Origin of the sequence: Planococcus wigleyi, from assembly GCF_014836985.1 — a bacterium.
Classification (GTDB): Bacteria; Bacillota; Bacilli; order Bacillales_A; family Planococcaceae; genus Planococcus; species Planococcus notacanthi.
Genome location: NZ_JACSPU010000001.1, coordinates 493,324 through 510,344 on the forward strand (window position 1 = coordinate 493,324; position 17,021 = coordinate 510,344).

At 46.0% G+C, this 17,021-nt stretch carries 14 protein-coding genes; 12 read left to right on the top strand and 2 right to left on the bottom strand.

Translation table 11 applies throughout. The features are described 5' to 3' along the window. The first annotated feature begins 13 nt into the window (after window positions 1–13). From H9630_RS02145 to H9630_RS02185, 9 genes are all read left to right on the top strand, one after another. Window positions 14–886, top strand: a complete 873-nt coding sequence (locus H9630_RS02145; protein ID WP_191713838.1) for a YitT family protein — start codon at window positions 14–16, stop codon at window positions 884–886. 50 nt (window positions 887–936) lie between these two features. Next, window positions 937–1,278, top strand: a complete 342-nt coding sequence (gene cccB / locus H9630_RS02150; RefSeq protein ID WP_191713839.1) for a cytochrome c551 — start codon at window positions 937–939, stop codon at window positions 1,276–1,278. A 269-nt stretch (window positions 1,279–1,547) separates the two neighbouring features. Further along, window positions 1,548–2,234, top strand: coding sequence for a cell division ATP-binding protein FtsE (gene ftsE, locus H9630_RS02155; RefSeq protein WP_191713840.1), 687 nt, complete (start codon window positions 1,548–1,550; stop codon window positions 2,232–2,234). Further along, on the top strand, window positions 2,224–3,108 hold the full coding sequence (gene ftsX, locus H9630_RS02160) for a permease-like cell division protein FtsX (protein WP_191713841.1): 885 nt from the start codon (window positions 2,224–2,226) through the stop codon (window positions 3,106–3,108). The genes ftsE and ftsX overlap by 11 nt, the downstream gene beginning before the upstream one ends. Before the next feature lie 94 nt (window positions 3,109–3,202). After that, window positions 3,203–4,645 (top strand): murein hydrolase activator EnvC family protein, encoded by a 1,443-nt coding sequence (locus H9630_RS02165; RefSeq protein WP_191713842.1) that lies wholly within the window; start codon window positions 3,203–3,205, stop codon window positions 4,643–4,645. A gap of 235 nt (window positions 4,646–4,880) precedes the next feature. Then, the gene (locus H9630_RS02170) at window positions 4,881–5,459 is read left to right on the top strand and encodes a peroxiredoxin family protein (RefSeq protein ID WP_191713843.1); all 579 of its coding nucleotides are present in this window, start codon (window positions 4,881–4,883) and stop codon (window positions 5,457–5,459) included. 11 nt (window positions 5,460–5,470) lie between these two features. Continuing rightward, window positions 5,471–6,577 carry a trans-sulfuration enzyme family protein gene (locus tag H9630_RS02175; protein WP_191713844.1) on the top strand — a complete coding sequence of 369 codons (1,107 nt, stop codon included), beginning with the start codon at window positions 5,471–5,473 and terminating at the stop codon, window positions 6,575–6,577. A 90-nt stretch (window positions 6,578–6,667) separates the two neighbouring features. Continuing rightward, entirely contained in the window at window positions 6,668–7,819 is a 1,152-nt protein-coding gene (locus H9630_RS02180) for a PDZ domain-containing protein (protein WP_191713845.1), read from the top strand. Window positions 7,820–7,831: 12 nt separating this feature from the next. Beyond that, window positions 7,832–8,089 (top strand): CsbA family protein, encoded by a 258-nt coding sequence (locus tag H9630_RS02185; protein WP_191713846.1) that lies wholly within the window; start codon window positions 7,832–7,834, stop codon window positions 8,087–8,089. Between the two features lie 21 nt (window positions 8,090–8,110). On the opposite strand, the gene H9630_RS02190 is transcribed toward H9630_RS02185, so the two are convergent. Both H9630_RS02190 and H9630_RS02195 read right to left on the bottom strand, forming a co-directional pair. Then, entirely contained in the window at window positions 8,111–8,416 is a 306-nt protein-coding gene (locus tag H9630_RS02190; RefSeq protein WP_191713847.1) for an AzlD domain-containing protein, read from the bottom strand. After that, entirely contained in the window at window positions 8,416–9,108 is a 693-nt protein-coding gene (locus H9630_RS02195) for an AzlC family ABC transporter permease (protein WP_191713848.1), read from the bottom strand. Before H9630_RS02195 ends, H9630_RS02190 begins: the two co-directional genes overlap by 1 nt. Before the next feature lie 139 nt (window positions 9,109–9,247). Here H9630_RS02195 and H9630_RS02200 point away from each other — a divergent pair, with 139 nt between their 5' ends. The 3 genes from H9630_RS02200 to addA all read left to right on the top strand — a co-directional run bounded on the left by H9630_RS02200 (window position 9,248) and on the right by addA (window position 17,017). Beyond that, window positions 9,248–9,877, top strand: coding sequence for a TVP38/TMEM64 family protein (locus H9630_RS02200; protein ID WP_191713849.1), 630 nt, complete (start codon window positions 9,248–9,250; stop codon window positions 9,875–9,877). Between the two features lie 77 nt (window positions 9,878–9,954). Then, entirely contained in the window at window positions 9,955–13,431 is a 3,477-nt protein-coding gene (addB, locus tag H9630_RS02205; RefSeq protein ID WP_191713850.1) for a helicase-exonuclease AddAB subunit AddB, read from the top strand. Continuing rightward, window positions 13,409–17,017 carry a helicase-exonuclease AddAB subunit AddA gene (addA, locus tag H9630_RS02210; RefSeq protein ID WP_191713851.1) on the top strand — a complete coding sequence of 1,203 codons (3,609 nt, stop codon included), beginning with the start codon at window positions 13,409–13,411 and terminating at the stop codon, window positions 17,015–17,017. The genes addB and addA overlap by 23 nt, the downstream gene beginning before the upstream one ends. Window positions 17,018–17,021 lie beyond the last annotated feature (4 nt).

Below are 17,021 nucleotides of genomic sequence, written 5' to 3' on the forward strand. Positions count from 1 at the left end.
GAGGAAGAAACAGATGGCTAAAAAAAATAGACGTATCCGTAAAGATCCACATCCACTGCTAACGGTTTTCATAGATTATGCCAGTGTCATAATCGGTTCAGCGATTGTGGCCATTTCCTTTAACGTATTTTTGCTGCCTAACGAAGTAGCTTCGGGCGGAGTAAGTGGCATCAGTACTTTATTGAAAGGGTTATTTGAATGGAAACCAGCATTTGTGCAATGGGCATTCAATATCCCTTTGTTTATTGCAGGCTTGATTTTATTAGGGAAAAATTTTGGCGTTAAAACGGCTGTAGGGACCGTATTCCTTCCGTTTGTCGTCTTCCTGACAGAATCATGGGAACCATGGACACGTGATCCCTTGCTTGGGGCTTTGTTCGGAGGGATCATGGTTGGTCTTGGATTAGGAATCGTATTCCGAGGGAAAGCATCTACAGGCGGGACGGATCTGGCCGCCCAGATCATTACCAAATTTACTGGGCTGACGCTCGGGACAAGTGTTGCCATGATTGATGGATTTATCGTATTGGCTGCGGCATTGGTATTTGATATCGAGAAAGGCCTTTATGCATTGATCGGCCTTTACGTGACGACCAAAACCATCGACCTTGTCCAGGTAGGGTTTGGCCAATCCAAATTGGTTTATATTATTACTACAAAACAAATGGAGATCCGTGATGCCATTTATGAAGAAGTGGACCGGGGGGTTACAGAATTGGCTGCAACCGGAGGTTATTCGGGAACAGAAAAACCTTTATTGATGGTGGTTATTCCTCAAACGGAATTTACGAAACTGAAACAATTGGTGAAATTTATCGATCCTTCCGCATTTGTTATTGTCTCGGATGCCTCAGAAGTTTTAGGTGAAGGTTTTAAACGGGCGTAACTTTGGTATACTCTAATAGGAAGAGATAATACATCTGAGGAGGTCACCAAATGAAAAAACAGTTGATGGCTATATTATTCGGATCAGCACTTATCCTTGGTGCGTGCGGCGGCGGAGATACGACTGAACCGGAAGAGGCACCTGCTGACAGTGGCGGTGAAGAAGCAGCAGCGGTGGATGCGGAACAAGTGGTTCAGCAAAATTGCATTTCCTGCCATGGTGAAAACCTGGAAGGTGCAGGGAATTTCCCGGCTTTGAACAATGTTGGTTCGCGTTTATCGCAAGATGAAATTCGCTCAGTAATCGAAAATGGTAAAGGTGCAATGCCAGCAAACATCATTGAAGGTGAAGAAGCCGATGCTGTTGCAGAGTACTTAGCAAGCATGAAATAAATCTGCTAATTAGCAGGTTTATTTTTTTTTGCCAAAAAATAGGTCCGAATAGCATATTTATGTTTAGAAAAAGGATAAAAATGGTTTTTAAAAGGTCTATAATTACGCCAAGAAGTATTTTTTCATATAGTTCTGATTATTCAGATTGAATTTTAAATGATACAGAAATGTAATAAAAATATATGTTTAAGGTGTTATAATGAGTTTGCTGCAAAATTCTATGGAAATAATTTTGGCATTTAGCCAATTAATAATAGGTGGGTAATAAAATGATTCAAATGAAAAATGTCTACAAGAAATATCCGAATGGCATTGTCGCCTTGAACGGTCTGAACGTTGAAATCGAACAAGGAGAATTCGTATATATTGTAGGTCCGAGTGGAGCAGGGAAATCAACATTCATCAAAATGATGTATCGCGAAGAACGTCCATCTTCAGGCCAGATGTTTGTGGATGATATCGATATAGCAACATTGAAGAACAGAAAAGTTCCGATGCTGCGCCGTCAGATCGGAGTCGTGTTCCAGGATTTCAAATTACTGACGAAGTTGAATGTTTATGAAAATGTAGCATTTGCCTTGGAAGTAATTGAAGAAAAACCACAAGCAATCAAAAAGCGTGTCATGGAAGTATTGGATCTGGTTGGCTTGAAGCACAAAGCCAAAATGTTTCCGACTGAATTATCCGGTGGCGAACAGCAACGTGTTTCAATTGCGCGTTCGATCGTCAACATGCCGAAAGTAATGATAGCGGATGAACCGACTGGAAACCTGGATCCGGAGACAGCATGGGACATCATGAATTTGTTCGAGCGGATCAACAAAGCAGGAACAACGGTAATTATGGCAACGCATAATCAACAAATCGTCAATACGCTCAGACATCGCGTTATTGCAATAGAAGGCGGATTAATTGTCCGTGATGTAGCTGGAGGTGATTACGGCTATGAAGGGTAGAACATTGGTACGCCATTTCAAAGAAAGTTTCAAAAGCATCGGAAGAAACAGCTGGATGACATTTGCATCTGTAAGTGCTGTAACAGTAACGTTATTGTTGGTCGGGGTATTTGTTCTTATCATGATGAACTTGAACAAAGTGGCCGATGATCTTGAAAACGATGTTGAAATTAAAGTATTCGTTTCCTTGGACGCTTCGGAAGAGACGGTCCAGAACCTGGAATCGAAAATAACTGAAATGCCTGGTGTTGAATCGACCAACTTCTCGACAAAAGAAGAAGAGTTGACTGACTTGGTTCTTGATTTTGGGGACGAGTTAAGCTTATTCGAACAAAGCAATCCATTGTTCGATGTTTTTTATGTAAAAGCACTTGACCCGCAGCAAACTGAAAAAGTGGCCACAGATATAGCGGCTTTTGAACATATAGAAGATGTGAAGTACGGAGAAGGCAAAATAGAAAAACTCTTTAATTTCTTGAATGCCGGAAGAAATGTCGGGTTGATTTTAATCCTTGCATTGCTGTTTACAGCCATGTTCTTGATTTCCAATACGATTCGAATCACAATTGTTGCGAGACGACGTGAAATTGAAATCATGAAATTGGTGGGTGCAACAAACTGGTTTGTCCGAATTCCATTTATTTTGGAGGGTATGTGGCTTGGCCTGTTAGGTTCCATCATTCCAATTGGTCTTGTAGCATTGCTTTACAGCAAAATCACCGAATTTGCACAGCCCCGCTTGAGTGGCGAACTGTTCCAGCTATTGGAGTTTACACCATTCATTTACCAGGTAAGCGCCTTGATCTTGCTGATGGGTGTATTTATCGGGATTTGGGGAAGCTTCATGTCCATCAGAAAATTCTTGCGTGTGTAACATAGATTTAGAAACGGCCTGCATGTAGGCCGTTTACATAGAAAAAACGGAAATAGATAGAAAAAGAGCGTAAAGCCGAAAGGGGATCACGAACTTGAATTCGAAGTCGAAATGGATGTTGACTGGTGTTTCATCGGTATTAGCACTTACCTTGTTGATTCCAACAGCAAATGCAGATACATTGAGTGAATTACAGCAAGAACAACAAAAAGTAGAACAAAAACAAAATGAATTAAATTCTGGAATCAGTGAAAAATCCAACGAAATGAATCAAAACCAATCTACACTGGAGAGCATCATGGCTAAAATCCAGGAGTTGGAGAACCAAATGCAAGAAACCCAGTCAAAAATTAATGGAGTTCAAGGCGAAATTGATCAAACAATCGTTGAGATTGAAGAGCTGCAGAAATCAATTGAAGAACTGGAACGAAAAATTGCTGAACGTACAGAGCTTCTTCAGGAACGTGCACGTGCTATCCAATTGAGCGGCGGCTCTGTGGATTACATAGATGTATTACTGGGTGCCAATAGTTTTGTTGATTTTATTGACCGTTTTTCAGCAGTCAATACATTGATTGATGCAGATCGCGAAATCATGACAGAACAGGCGGAAGATAAAAAGCTATTGGGCGAACAGAAGGCTTTAGTTGAAACAAAACTTGCAGAGCAGGAAGAACGCCGTGCAGAACTTGTTAATTTGAAGGAATCACTGGAAGGCCAAAAAGCGCAGCAAGCAGGCCTCGTGAAAGATTTGAAAGCTGAGCAGGAGCGCTTGGCAAAAGAGAAAACTTCACTCGTGCAACAACGTGATGAAGCAATTGATATAAGTGCTGATCTTGAAACAAAAATCGTTAATGAACAAGCGCGTCTGGCAGAATTGGCGAGAAAAGCTGAAGAAGAACGCCAACGTAAGCTAGCGGCAGAGCGTGCAGCAGCAGAAAAAGCAGCAGCAGAAAAAGCGGCAGCAGAACGCGCTGTAGCAGAACGTGCAGCAGCTGAAAGAGCGGCAGCAGAAAAAGCAGCCAGCAAATCTCAAGCAGCCAAAGCACCGGCAGCAGCAAGTGCACCGGCTTCAACGCCGGCTCCAGCTTACAGTGCTCCTGAACCAGCAGTGTCAGTAAGCGCAAGCTCAGGATTTATTCGTCCAGCAGCTGGACGCTTCACTTCTAAATTCGGCTGGCGTGATATCGGTTCTGGTCCGGAATTCCACCAGGGCGTAGATATTGCCAACAGCAAAGGCACTACGATTGTAGCTGCAGCGAACGGATTCGTTTCTTATGCAGGATCGATGGGCGGCTACGGCAATGTAGTTATCATTACTCACTCGATCAACGGACAAACGCATGCGACTGTTTATGCACACTTGAATTCGATTAGCGTGTCAGTCGGACAGCAAGTTTCACAGGGACAAAAAGTTGGCGGAATGGGGAACACTGGACGTTCATTCGGTGATCACCTGCATTTCGAAATCCATGTTGGACCTTGGAATGGCGGACGGACAAACGCAGTGAATCCAGCAAGCTATATTTCTTTATAAGTACAAACAGCCGGCCTCGTGATGCCGGCTGTTTTTCTATTCTGCGATTCTGTCACATTTCGCAATAAACATAGTGGAACAAGTCACCTGATTTATCGTATGATAAAGAGAAACTTCAATTTATGTGGGTTTCTTCATCCCCCATTGATTGTTAGTTGATCCAATCGGACTTTTACGGCCAGTGGGATCACCTGCTTGTTAAAGCGGGATGAAAGTTGAATGGAGTGAATAACAGATGCCTAAAAAGATAATTGGCTTATTAGTGTTGGCTGTTATGATAGCCATTGTTGTAATAGGGGCTGTGAAGAATAACATGGCGGATTCTGATGCATTGGATGGCATGGCACTCGGCAGCGATGTGGATTTTTTGCCGACAGATGAAGGCCTCGCCAAAGGAGAAAAAGCACCGGATTTTCTGCTGACTACATTGGATGGCGAGGAAGTCAAACTTTCGGATTATCAGGGAAAGAAAGTGCTGCTGAATTTCTGGGCTACCTGGTGTCCCCCTTGCAGAGCCGAAATGCCGCATATGCAAACCTATTATGATGAACAGGCAAAAGACGAAAATGTCGTGATTCTGGCAGTCAATTTAACGACTGAAGACAAGGGACTCGGGAAGATCGAAGATTTCGTTGAAGAATTTGGATTGGAGTTCCCGATTCCGATGGATGAAAACGGGGATGTGGGAGCTTTATATCAGGCGGTATCAATTCCGACTTCGTATGCCATCGATACAGAAGGACGTATTCAAAATAAAGTGGTGGGCCCGATGGATGAAACGATGATGGAGCAATTGATTGAAGAATTGGAATAGGAGATGGACTCATGACCTCGCTTGAAACGAAATCCGTACACACTGCAACAATGAAAGAACGTACCATCCAATCAAAAGTTATGCCGCTATACCAGACTTCCGCTTTTTCGTTTTCCTCTTTGGAAGAGCTTGAAGGTTATTATGAAGGCAATGGCACCTATCTGTACTCGCGTACAGCCAATCCGAATACCGATGCACTCGGCCAGACTGTAGCGGATCTGGAAGGGGCTCCAAAAGGCGTTTCGGCATCTTCCGGCACTTCGGCTATACTGGCGGGGATCTTGTCGGTGGTGAAAACCGGAGACCATATCCTGGCAGCTCAGGATGTATACGGGGGAACTTTTCATCTATTGAAAGAAGAATTGGTGTTGATGGGAATTCAGGTTCATTTTGCCGATTTTTCGAACGTCAGCGAAATCGAACAGATTTTAATCGATTTTCCTGAAGTCAAGCTGATTTTCAGTGAATCGATTACCAATCCATTTTTGCGCCTGGAAGATATCGAAGCGCTAAACCAACTGAAACGGCATTACGGTGTCCGGCTAATGATTGACAACACCTTCGCTACGCCTTATACAATGACGCCTTATGCCCTTGGTGCTGATTTGGTCGCTCACAGTGCGACAAAGTATCTCGGAGGCCACAGTGATGTCACAGCGGGCGTTTTGGTAGGGGATGCCGATCTGATTGGCATCGCTGAAAAACGTGTGGTGAATTTAGGTTTGAACTTAAGCCCTTTTGAAGCCTGGTTGACAATCCGGGGAATCAAAACGCTGGCGTTGCGAATGAAGACGCAAACCGAAAATGCCATAGCAATTGCAGCTTTTCTGGAAGACAAGGCACGTGTCTGGCATCCAGGAGTAGGCGCCATTGTATCCTTCGAATTGCCTGAAACTGTCGATGTGTCGAAATTCTTTTCTTCACTCGGCTGGATAAAAATCGTGCCGACTTTGGCAGGCGTAGAAACGACAGTGTCATATCCTTACGGAACATCGCACCGCGCGTTGTCTGCAGAAGAAAAAGAGAAAATTGGTGTGACTCGCCAAGTGATTCGGCTGTCTGCTGGAATTGAAGGCACCGACGATATATTGGAACAATTGGGTGCGGCTTTTGTTTAACTGAAAAAGAAGTGCAGAAAGCCGGTTTTCTTTGGTACAATAATAACTAAAGTCAATTGCCGGTGATAGGATGGTGTAAGAACAGTGATAATGGATTTAATAGTAGCTATTGGCAGATTTTTTGTGAATCCGGTTTTTTACATAGCATTGCTTGCTGCAGTGTTATTGGGATATTACAGAGTTAAAAAAGAAAGAAAAATTTTCAGGATCCGTATCGTATATGGCCTGACAGAATTTAAACGGCTCATTAAAGATGGTTGGCTGTACGCTTTAGTCTTTTCTGTGCTGTTTGCAGGAATCGGGCTGGTTGTACCGATGGATTGGCTGATCGCCTTGAGCATCGTCTCCATTGTGTTGATGGCTACGACTTTTTACCAAGCAGGCTCATTCATTTATTTGGCTGCGGCAGCTGTAGGTTTAAGTTGGTTGTTCAGCGCGAATGAGTGGACTTTGAATTTCGGGTTTTTTAAATTTGAAGGAGTGGCTTTTTCCTACGAATGGCTCGTTCCGGTTGCGTTGATTGCAGGTGCATTAGTATTTGCAGAAGGCAAAATGATCGGCAAAGCGGCAGCGGACGCCGCTTCTCCACGTTTGCATAAATCTGGGCGTGGCCTCAAGGCTGCTGCTTACATTTCGAAACGTTTGTGGCTGCTGCCGATCTTATTGGTGGTGCCCGGGTCATTGATCGAATCATACGCCCCTTACTGGCCTCAATTGCCGATCGGGGAATCCAGTTTTTCGCTGATTTTGTTCCCGTTCATCTTTGGATTCCAAGGGCGGTCGCAGCGCACCTTGCCGGTGTATCTATATCCACAGGTCGCTAAAGCGGTATCCACTTTGGGGATCGGCATTGTAATTGTCGGATTAGCTGCCTTGTTGTGGCAGCCGCTGGCAGTTGTCGCATTGGCAGCTGGAGTAATCGGCCGCATCGCCATTGCTGTCCGTTTTGCAATGAAAGAACGCAGCGGAAATTACGCTGTAACTCCCCAATCCCAAGGCGTCATGATCGTCGATGTTTTGCCGGATTCTCCCGCTGACAAAATGGGCTTGCTGCGCGGCGAAGTGATCCGCAAAGTAAACGGTATCGCTATTGCGAATGAATCAGAGCTCTATGAAGCAATTCAAGTCAACGCGGCGCATTGCCGTCTGGAAGTGCTGGACCATAACCTGGAAGTCCGTTTGCGCCAGCATGTCATTTTCCGGCACGACCATCATCGCCTGGGGTTATTAGTGGTCAATTAAGGAGCTAATCTAATGGAATCAATGGTAACGAAATTTATTTTGTCTCTGCTGGTGCCTGGGCTGCTCGTCATTTTGTTTACGAGAGTCACGTTCAACCACATTGTTGCATTGATTTTGACTGTGGCGCTTATGGCAGCAGCTGTTTATGCGGGTTATACCCATACATGGCTGTTGTTCATTGCCAATGCGGCTTCTTTAACCGCAGGATTCTGGTATTCCACAAATATGTTCAACCGCAGAAAAAAAGCCGAAGCTCATGAAAATGAGTGACGGCTTTTTTGTTATATAGATTTAAATGATTAAACTTAAAACTGCCAGTACGGCAATCGAACCGAGGACCACAATCATGACGTTAGCTCCGGTGAAAGCGATGCCGAATGCGGCGATAGCGCCGATTACGCCATACCAAATATTTTCCTGGATAAAAAAGATCGCCGGGAAAATCAAAGCACCTAAAACAGCATAAGGGATATTGCGCAAGACATTCTGAAGGGTTTGAGGCAGTTCCTTGCCTTCCAAAAAAGCAAGTGGAATGGCGCGTGGGATATAGGTCACCACTGCCATGCCAAGTATCATCCACCAGTACCATGAACCCATTAGTGTGCCACTCCTTTCCGGGAGATCCATTCAATGAAAATGGCGGACGCCAAAGTCGAGACCATGATAGCCCAGCCGGTGGACAGCCATTCTGTAAAATAAAATAAGGAATTGACTGCCCCGGCAATAAGGGCAAGGCTGACCACTTTTCGATTGCCGCGCATTGAAGGCACTAAAAGGCCGACAAACATGGCGTACAGCGCAATCGACATGGAAGCTTGGAGAAATTGAGGCAGGTTGGCTCCGATCAAATGCCCGATTGCTGTGAAAATGACCCAGCTCCCGTAAGCGATGACAATGACACCTACAGCAAAAGCCGTGCTTAATTTATTGCCTTTTTGTGTAGCCAGTACTGAAAAGGATTCGTCTGTAATTCCAAAAGCATAAAGTGCTTTTTTCCAGCGGTCATCCGGCTGCATCTTTTCATTGAGTGCAGCCGTCATAAGAAAGTGGCGTATATTGACGATGAACGTATTTAAAACAATGACTGCTGGTGCTACTCCCGCAGTGATGAGTGACAGGGATATGTATTGTGCAGCACCTGCATAAACGAAAATGCTCATCGCTACAGCTTCAATCAGTGATAGTCCAGTGGTTTTTGCCAATAAACCAAAGGTTAATGCTATCGGAAAATAACCGACGGCTATGCTCGTTCCAGCCTTCAGCCCGGACGAGAACTCACGACCATTCATTTTTCTCGCTCCTTGTGATTAAGTATTTCCTTTTCCAAACCTCTTGAAAGAGTGTAAAGTAATTATAATAGCATATCATATAATCTTTAAAATTTTGCAGACCATTTCTAAAAAATAGGTAGTTTAAAGGACTGAGCTTATGTCGGATTTTTTTTCCATGGAGAATATTGTTGAACTGACACAATCCTACCGGGCTTTCGGTCCAATCATTGGTTTTTTATTGCCGTTCTTTGAAGCCTTTCTGCCCTTTTTGCCATTGTTCGTTTTCGTCTTTGCGAATGCTACGGCTTATGGACTGTGGGTCGGCTTTTTGCTGTCCTGGAGCGGCTCTGTAGTAGGAGCATATGCAGTATTTTTAGTAATCCGCAAGTATGGCCGTGCCCGGTTTATGAATTTTATGACAAGGCATGAAAAAGTGCAGAAATTGATCCACTGGGTGGAGCGAAATGGGTTCGGCCCGCTGTTCCTGCTGTTGTGCCTGCCTTTTACACCTTCAGCATTGGTCAATCTCGTAGCGGGTTTGTCCAATATCCGCAAGCATTATTATTTATTGACGGTCATGGCAGGCAAGTTCGTCATGGTCTTTACGATTTCATATGTCGGTTATGACCTGCGGGCTTTGTTTACACAACCCATTCGAACGGCCATTGTCATCTTGGTGATCGTCCTCCTTTACATCATCGGAAAAATTCTTGAGAAAAGGCTGCACAAAAAAGTCGAAGCGGATTTCCGTTTGGCAAGCGAAGAACGTAAAAAGCGCCAACCATAAAAGCTTTTCTATAATTGGCAATCAAATTCAGTTAGTCGTATAATTAGAACAAACGTTCTTAATTGAGGAGTGATCATGTGTCTTTACGCATTGTATACGGCCGAGCAGGAGCGGGGAAAACTCGTTATCTACAGGAAGAAATTGTGGAAGAACTGCAGCGCCAAGCCGATGGAGAACCGATTTTTCTCATCGTGCCTGACCAGATGTCGTTTTCTACCGAGTATCGCCTTTCTGCCGCCTATGGCATGAATGGCATGATCCGTGCCCAGGCAGTCACTTTTAAACGGCTGGCCTGGCGCGTGCTGCAGGAAGTCGGCGGCATCAGCAGAAAAGAAGTTGATACCTTTGGTTACCGGATGCTGATCCGAAGCTTGCTGGAAGAACATCGGGACGACTTTCAATTATTCCGTAGAGCGGCTGGAAAACGGGGCTTTACGGATCAAATCGAGCAGTTGGTGAAAGAATTCGCCCGCTATTGTGTGGACTGTGGAGAATTGAGTTCCATTCGTTCATCCCTAACAGAAGCAGGGGCGCCCAGAACCTTGCTCGACAAGGCCGAAGACCTGGAGCTGATTTTAACTGAAATCGAAAGCCGCCTGGGCAAAGTCTTTGTGGATTCTGAAGGGCACCTGGCTTTGCTGAGCGAAAAAATCCCTTATTCCGAGCTGATTAAATCAGCGACCGTCTATATCGATGGATTTGTCACATTCACTGCAAGAGAATATGAAATTCTGTTTGAATTGATGAGGCATGCCAAATCGGTGACGATTGCCTTGCCGATGGATGACCGGACAGATCCCAACGACGAGCAGGCCCTTTTTTATCAGTCTGCCAACACGGCACGCCGGCTCAGTGAACAAGCTGCAAAAGACGGCATCGAAATTGACCAGCCGGTGCATTTGGATGCTCCGCGCAGATTTACGCATCCGGAACTGGAGCATATCGAACGCCATTTTGATGATTACCCGATTCAGACAATGCAAGGGCAAGGCCATGTGTCTTTGGTGGAGTCCTCAAACAGAAGAGCAGAAATTCATGCCGTGGCACGGAATATCAGAGACCAAGCCAGAAAAGGGATGCGCTATAACGAAATCGCCATTCTGTACCGCCAGCCGGAAATCTATGATGAATTGATCAATACGATTTTTCCGCAATATGATATTCCCTATTTCATCAGCCAGAAAAAGTCGATGCTGCATCATCCCTTGATTGAGTTCAGCCGCTCGGTCCTTGAATCGGCTGTCTCCAATTACTCCTATGAGTCGGTTTTCCGTGCGGTCAAAACGGATTTATTCTTTCCGCGTGGTCCTGCAACGAAATGGCGGGAGCGAAGCGATCTGCTGGAGAACTTCGTTATCGCCAACGGCATTTACGGGGATCGCTGGTTTGAAGAAAAGCGTTGGTTCTTTAAAAAATACAGAGGACTGGAATTTCATACGTCCATCCAAACAGACGAAGAATTGGCAGCTCAAATGGAACTGCATGCAGTCCGTGACTTGATTCGGGATCCGTTGGCACAATTAAAAGAGCAGCTGAAAGAAGGCAAAACTGGCAGAGACATGGCGGAAGCATTATTTCTTTTCATAGAAAAGATGGACGTTTATGCGAAAATCCAGGACTTGAAAGAACGCGAAGAAAATGAGCATCGCTTATTGGCTGCGACAGAACATGAACAGGCCTGGAATCAATGGGTGGGGGTTCTTGATCAGTTTGTGCTGATGTTCGGAGACAAAGAAATCGATTTGGCGACAGCTGTCAAAATTCTGGATGAAGGATTTGAAACGCTGGAGTTTTCCCGTATCCCGCCATCTTTGGATCAAGTGACAGTGTCCAAAATCGATTTGGCGCGCCTGATGGATATCAAGTCGGTATTCGTCATCGGAGCCAATGACGGCGTATTGCCGAAACGCATCGAACAGGAAGGGATTTTGACCGATACGGACCGTGAATGGTTTGCCCAGATCGGTTTCGAGCTGGCACCTACTTCGAAAATGCGTCTGATGGATGAAACGTATATGGTCTACCGGGCATTCACGTCAGCTTCGGATGTATTGACAGTTTCCTATCCGATTGCAGATGAAGAAGGAAAAGCGCTGTTGCCATCGCTTTATATCCAGAAACTGAAGGATATGCTGTCGATCGACACGGTGCCTGCGGTCATCGATCCGGAAGAACTGTTGGACGTGTCCCCAATGGCTTATATTTCGCATCCGCGTGCAAGCCTGGCTTATTTGACTTCGCAGATCCGCAGCGGTGACTTAACTGCCGAATGGCGCGCTGTTTTGAACTATTACGAAGACGATCCGTTTTGGTCTTCGGTCATCAAACGCATTTTAGCACCGATCAAACCGAATATTGCAGATCCGCTGCGGCAAGATATTGCTGAACCGTTGTACGGCACGCCGATTTCTTCCAGTGTTTCACGTGTGGAAACCTATTATAGCTGTCCGTTTGCGCATTATGTTGCTTACGGCCTGCGTCTGGAAGAGCGCAGCCAGTACAAATTGGCAGCGCCGGCGATGGGGGACCTTTTCCATGCAGCGATCAAGTGGATATCTGATGAAGTCATGAGGCTCGGCGTATCTTGGTCATCACTGACTCGGAAACAATGCCAGGACTTGGCAAAAGAAGCGATTGAACAGCTTTCGCCTTATTTCGTCAACCACATCCTGATCAGTTCCCACCGCTATCGGTATATCCAATATAAATTGGAAGGAATTATCCGCCAGACAGCGTTCATGCTCAGCAAGCATGCCAAAGTTTCAGGATTCGTGCCGGTTGCCCTGGAAGTTGGGTTCGGTCCGAAAGAAACGATTCCGCCGCTGGATATTCCGTTGAAAAATGGCCGGAAAATGAATGTGCGCGGCCGTATCGATCGGATTGATTCGACTGAAATTCATGGCAAACCTTATTTGCGCGTGGTTGATTACAAATCATCGAAGCAAGGACTTGACCTCGGAAATGTCTATCATGGCTTGTCCCTTCAGACGTTTACCTATCTGGATGTGGCATTGACACATTCAGACCGTTGGCTAGGGGAAGAGGCAGAACCTGCCGGAGTGCTTTATTTCCATATGCACAACCCCATGTTGAAGTTGACGAAGCTGATGACAGAGGAGGAGCTGGAAGAAGAGATGGCTAAGTCCTTTAAGATGAATGGGTTGGTCGTCGAAGATCCGGAAGTGATCCAGGCAATGGATGAAGCGATTGACGGTTATTCGAATGTCATACCGGTAAGGCTCAATAAGAGCGGCACTGTGTCTGCTTCCCAATCGAAAACCGTAATGAAAGAAGACATGCAGGCAATTCGCCGTTATGTCCGCGGCAAGCACCAGAGCGCGGGCAATGGCATATTGGATGGAAATACAAGCATTACACCATATAAAGTGAAGGAAGATACACCTTGCCAATTCTGTTCTTACCGTTCAGTCTGCCAATTCGATCCGGCGGACCCGGCGCAAACTTACCGGAAACTGCCGGCATTGTCTCCGGACAAGGCAGTAGAATTGATCAGAAAGGAGACCGCTGAAGATGATACCGAAGAAACCGACTGATGCCACATGGACCGATGAACAATGGCAGGCGATATGGGCCAAGGGCCAGGATATGCTTGTTTCAGCTGCAGCTGGATCGGGTAAAACAGCCGTCCTGATCAATCGGATGATTGAAAAAGTGTTGGCTGAAGAAGAACCGATATCAGTGGATGAATTGCTTGTCGTAACTTTCACTAACGCATCAGCTGCGGAAATGCGCCATCGTATGTCCAAAGCCTTGGAAAAAGCGGTGGCTGAAAACCCGGAATCGGCCCATTTGAGAAAGCAATTGCGCCTGATCAATAAAGCGCAGATTTCGACTCTGCACTCTTTTTGCCTGCAGGTGGTGAAACAGTATGCCTATCTGCTGGAAATCGATCCCGGCTTCCGGATTGCAGGAGATACTGAAGCTGCCCTGTTGCGGGACGATGTCCTTGAGTCGGTTCTGGAGGAATCCTACGAAGGAGAAGGGGCTGACGCGGTTTACCGGCTGGCAGACAGCTTTACTTCGGATCGCAGTGACCAGGCGATGGAAGTCCTGTTGAGCAAGCTTTACGACTATTCCCGGGTGCATCCTGATCCGGAAGAGTGGCTTCAGCAGGTTCCGGCTTTATATGCGGTTCCGGAAACTGCCACTATCGATGAACTGCCTTTTATCGGCGACTTAAAGCTGACCATACGTCATGCACTAGAGGAAGCGCTGCAGTTGACGCAACAAGGTCAGCAATTGGCATTGCAGCCGGATGGACCTGCTTTGTTGGAAGAAACATTCAAAACGGATGCAGAAGTAATCAAAGCGGCAATTGCCGCTTTGGAGATATCCTGGGACAGCCTATATAATTTTTCAAAGTCGTTTAAATTTGAGAAAGCAGCAAGCATCAAAAAGGATTCCTGCGACCCTGCAGTTGCTGAAGAAGCGAAAGGCATGCGCAACGATGTGAAGAAAATCGTTACGGGGCTGTTTGATTCGTATTTTACACGGACGCCTAAGCGCCTGCTTGACGAGATGCGTGAAATGGCACCGATGATGGCTACATTGGTGGAACTGACACAGCTTTTCGCCGATCGCTATAAAGCATTGAAAATCGACCGGGCATTGGTTGACTTCTCGGATTTGGAACATTATGCGCTGGAAATCCTGTCAGATGAGGGGAAACCGTCTGCAATTGCGAAAGAGTACCAAAATCGCTTTAAAGAGGTGCTTGTCGATGAATACCAGGACACCAATATGCTTCAGGAAACCATTTTGAACTTAGTGAAGTCCGGAAATGAACAGGATGGAAACCTCTTCATGGTAGGCGACGTCAAACAATCGATTTACCGGTTCCGCCTTGCAGAACCCATGCTTTTTTTAGGGAAGTATTCCAGGTTCAGCCATGATGCGGAAGGCACGGGACTGCGCATCGACTTGAATGCGAATTTCAGAAGCCGCAAAGAGATACTGGATGGCACCAATTACATCTTCTCGCAGATCATGGGACAACGTGTAGGGGAAATTGACTACGATGAAGCAGCAGCTTTAAAAGCAAAAGCACCTTATCCGGAGCAGCAGGTTCCGATTGAATTGGCGTTGATTCATGAACCTGAAACCGAAGAGGAAGCGCCGGATGAAGACTTGGCGAAATCCCAATGGGAAGCACGTTTCATTGCAAAGAAAATCAAAGAGATGATGGATCAGGAAATGCTCGTCCATGACCCGTGGACACAGCAGCAGCGGAAATTGGAGTATCGGGACATCGTCGTCCTCATGCGTTCTATGACGTGGTCGGGAGATTTTGTGGATGAGTTCAAAATGGCTGGCATTCCTTTGTATGCCGAACTGAACGGCGGTTATTTTGATGCGTTGGAAGTGATGATCATGCTCAATACATTGCGCGTCATCGACAATCCGTATCAAGATATTCCGTTGGCATCCGTTTTGCGGGCACCGTTTATCGGCTTAAAAGAAAATGAATTGGCCGAAATCCGTTTGGCTGCGCCAAACGCCTCGTTTTATGAAGCAGTAAAAACCTTTATGCGCGCAGGGACCGGAATCGACCGGGCTGCGGCTGATAAACTGCAGCGCTTTGTTCTTCAACTGGAAGGATGGCGCAACCAGGCACGCAGGGGTTCGCTTGCGGAGTTGATCTGGCAGGTTTACCTGGATACGAATTATTATGAAATGGCAGGGGCCATGACCAACGGCAAGCAGCGGCAGGCAAACTTGCGTGCGCTGCATGACCGGGCACTGGAATATGAAAAAACTTCTTTCCGCGGGTTATTCCGCTTCTTGCGCTTCATTGATCGGATGCGCGAGCGGGGCGATGATCTGGGAACCGCCAAATCACTCAGTGAAAAAGAAAATGTTGTTCGGCTCATGACGGTCCATAAATCAAAAGGACTTGAGTTTCCGGTGGTCTTTTTTGCCGGTACTGGACGGTCGTTCAATGAAATGGATTTTAGAAAATCGTATCTGTTCGATCAGGATTATGGATTGGCCGTCAAAGCGGTCAATCCCGACACAAGAATCGAATACACTTCCTTGCCGTTCCTGGCAGTCAAGGAAATGAAGCAGCTGCAGATGAAAGCAGAAGAGATGCGGGTGTTATACGTAGCGATGACACGAGCCAAAGAACGGCTGTTTCTGACGGCTTCTGTCAAAGAAATCGACAAGCTCTTTGAAAAATGGAAAGTCGGCGGCAATGATGTCCGTCTGCCGGATTTCATGCGTTCACGTGCCAAAGGCTATTTGGACTGGATTGGTCCGGCCGTGGCCAGACATCCCGATGCTGCAGAGCTATTGAGTATCAATGGCAATGTGCTGCCGCATTCTTCCCGCTTCCACATCGAAATCATCGAGTCCCAGTCATTGCTTCCAGGAGAAATCAATTTAGAAGAATTGCTGAAAGGCGATGACGTAAATGAAGATTATCAGCAGCTTGTCAACGAACGTTTCGATTTTCGTTATCCACATCAACGGGCGGTTGAAAAGCGTTCCAAACAATCAGTCACTGAAATGAAACGGCTGCAGATGCTTCAGCGTCTGGATGAACCTGAATCCTTTATCCAAACCGCAAAACCTGAACGAACGATGCTCTTGCACCGTCCGGATTTTATGATGGACAAACGCTTATCGGCCGCGGATATCGGTACTGCCGTCCATGCAGTCATGCAGCACATTCCATTGGACCGCACAATGGATTCTGCGGAAATCAAGGAGTTCATCGACAATTTGGTCGGCATGGAAATATTGTCGCCCGATGAAGGAAAAGCCGTGAAGGTTGAAGAAATCGAACGGTTTTATGCCAGCGACACTGCTGAACGTCTCCGTTCGGCGAAACATGTTAAACGGGAAGTCCCTTTTACGTATGCCAAAGCGGACGCTGATGGAGACCACCAAATTATACAAGGGATTGTCGATTGCCTTTTCGAGGAACAGGATGGCTGGGTTTTGCTTGATTACAAAACAGACAGGCTAGCACATTTAAATGATGTTAAAATGGAAATGGCTGAGCGATATGGCGTCCAGCTGACTGTCTATCAGGAAGCGGTAGAAGCGATTCTCCGCATCCCGGTCAAAGAAAGGTTGCTGTATTTGTTTGCAGCGAGCCAAGAAGTGAATATTTAGGGGG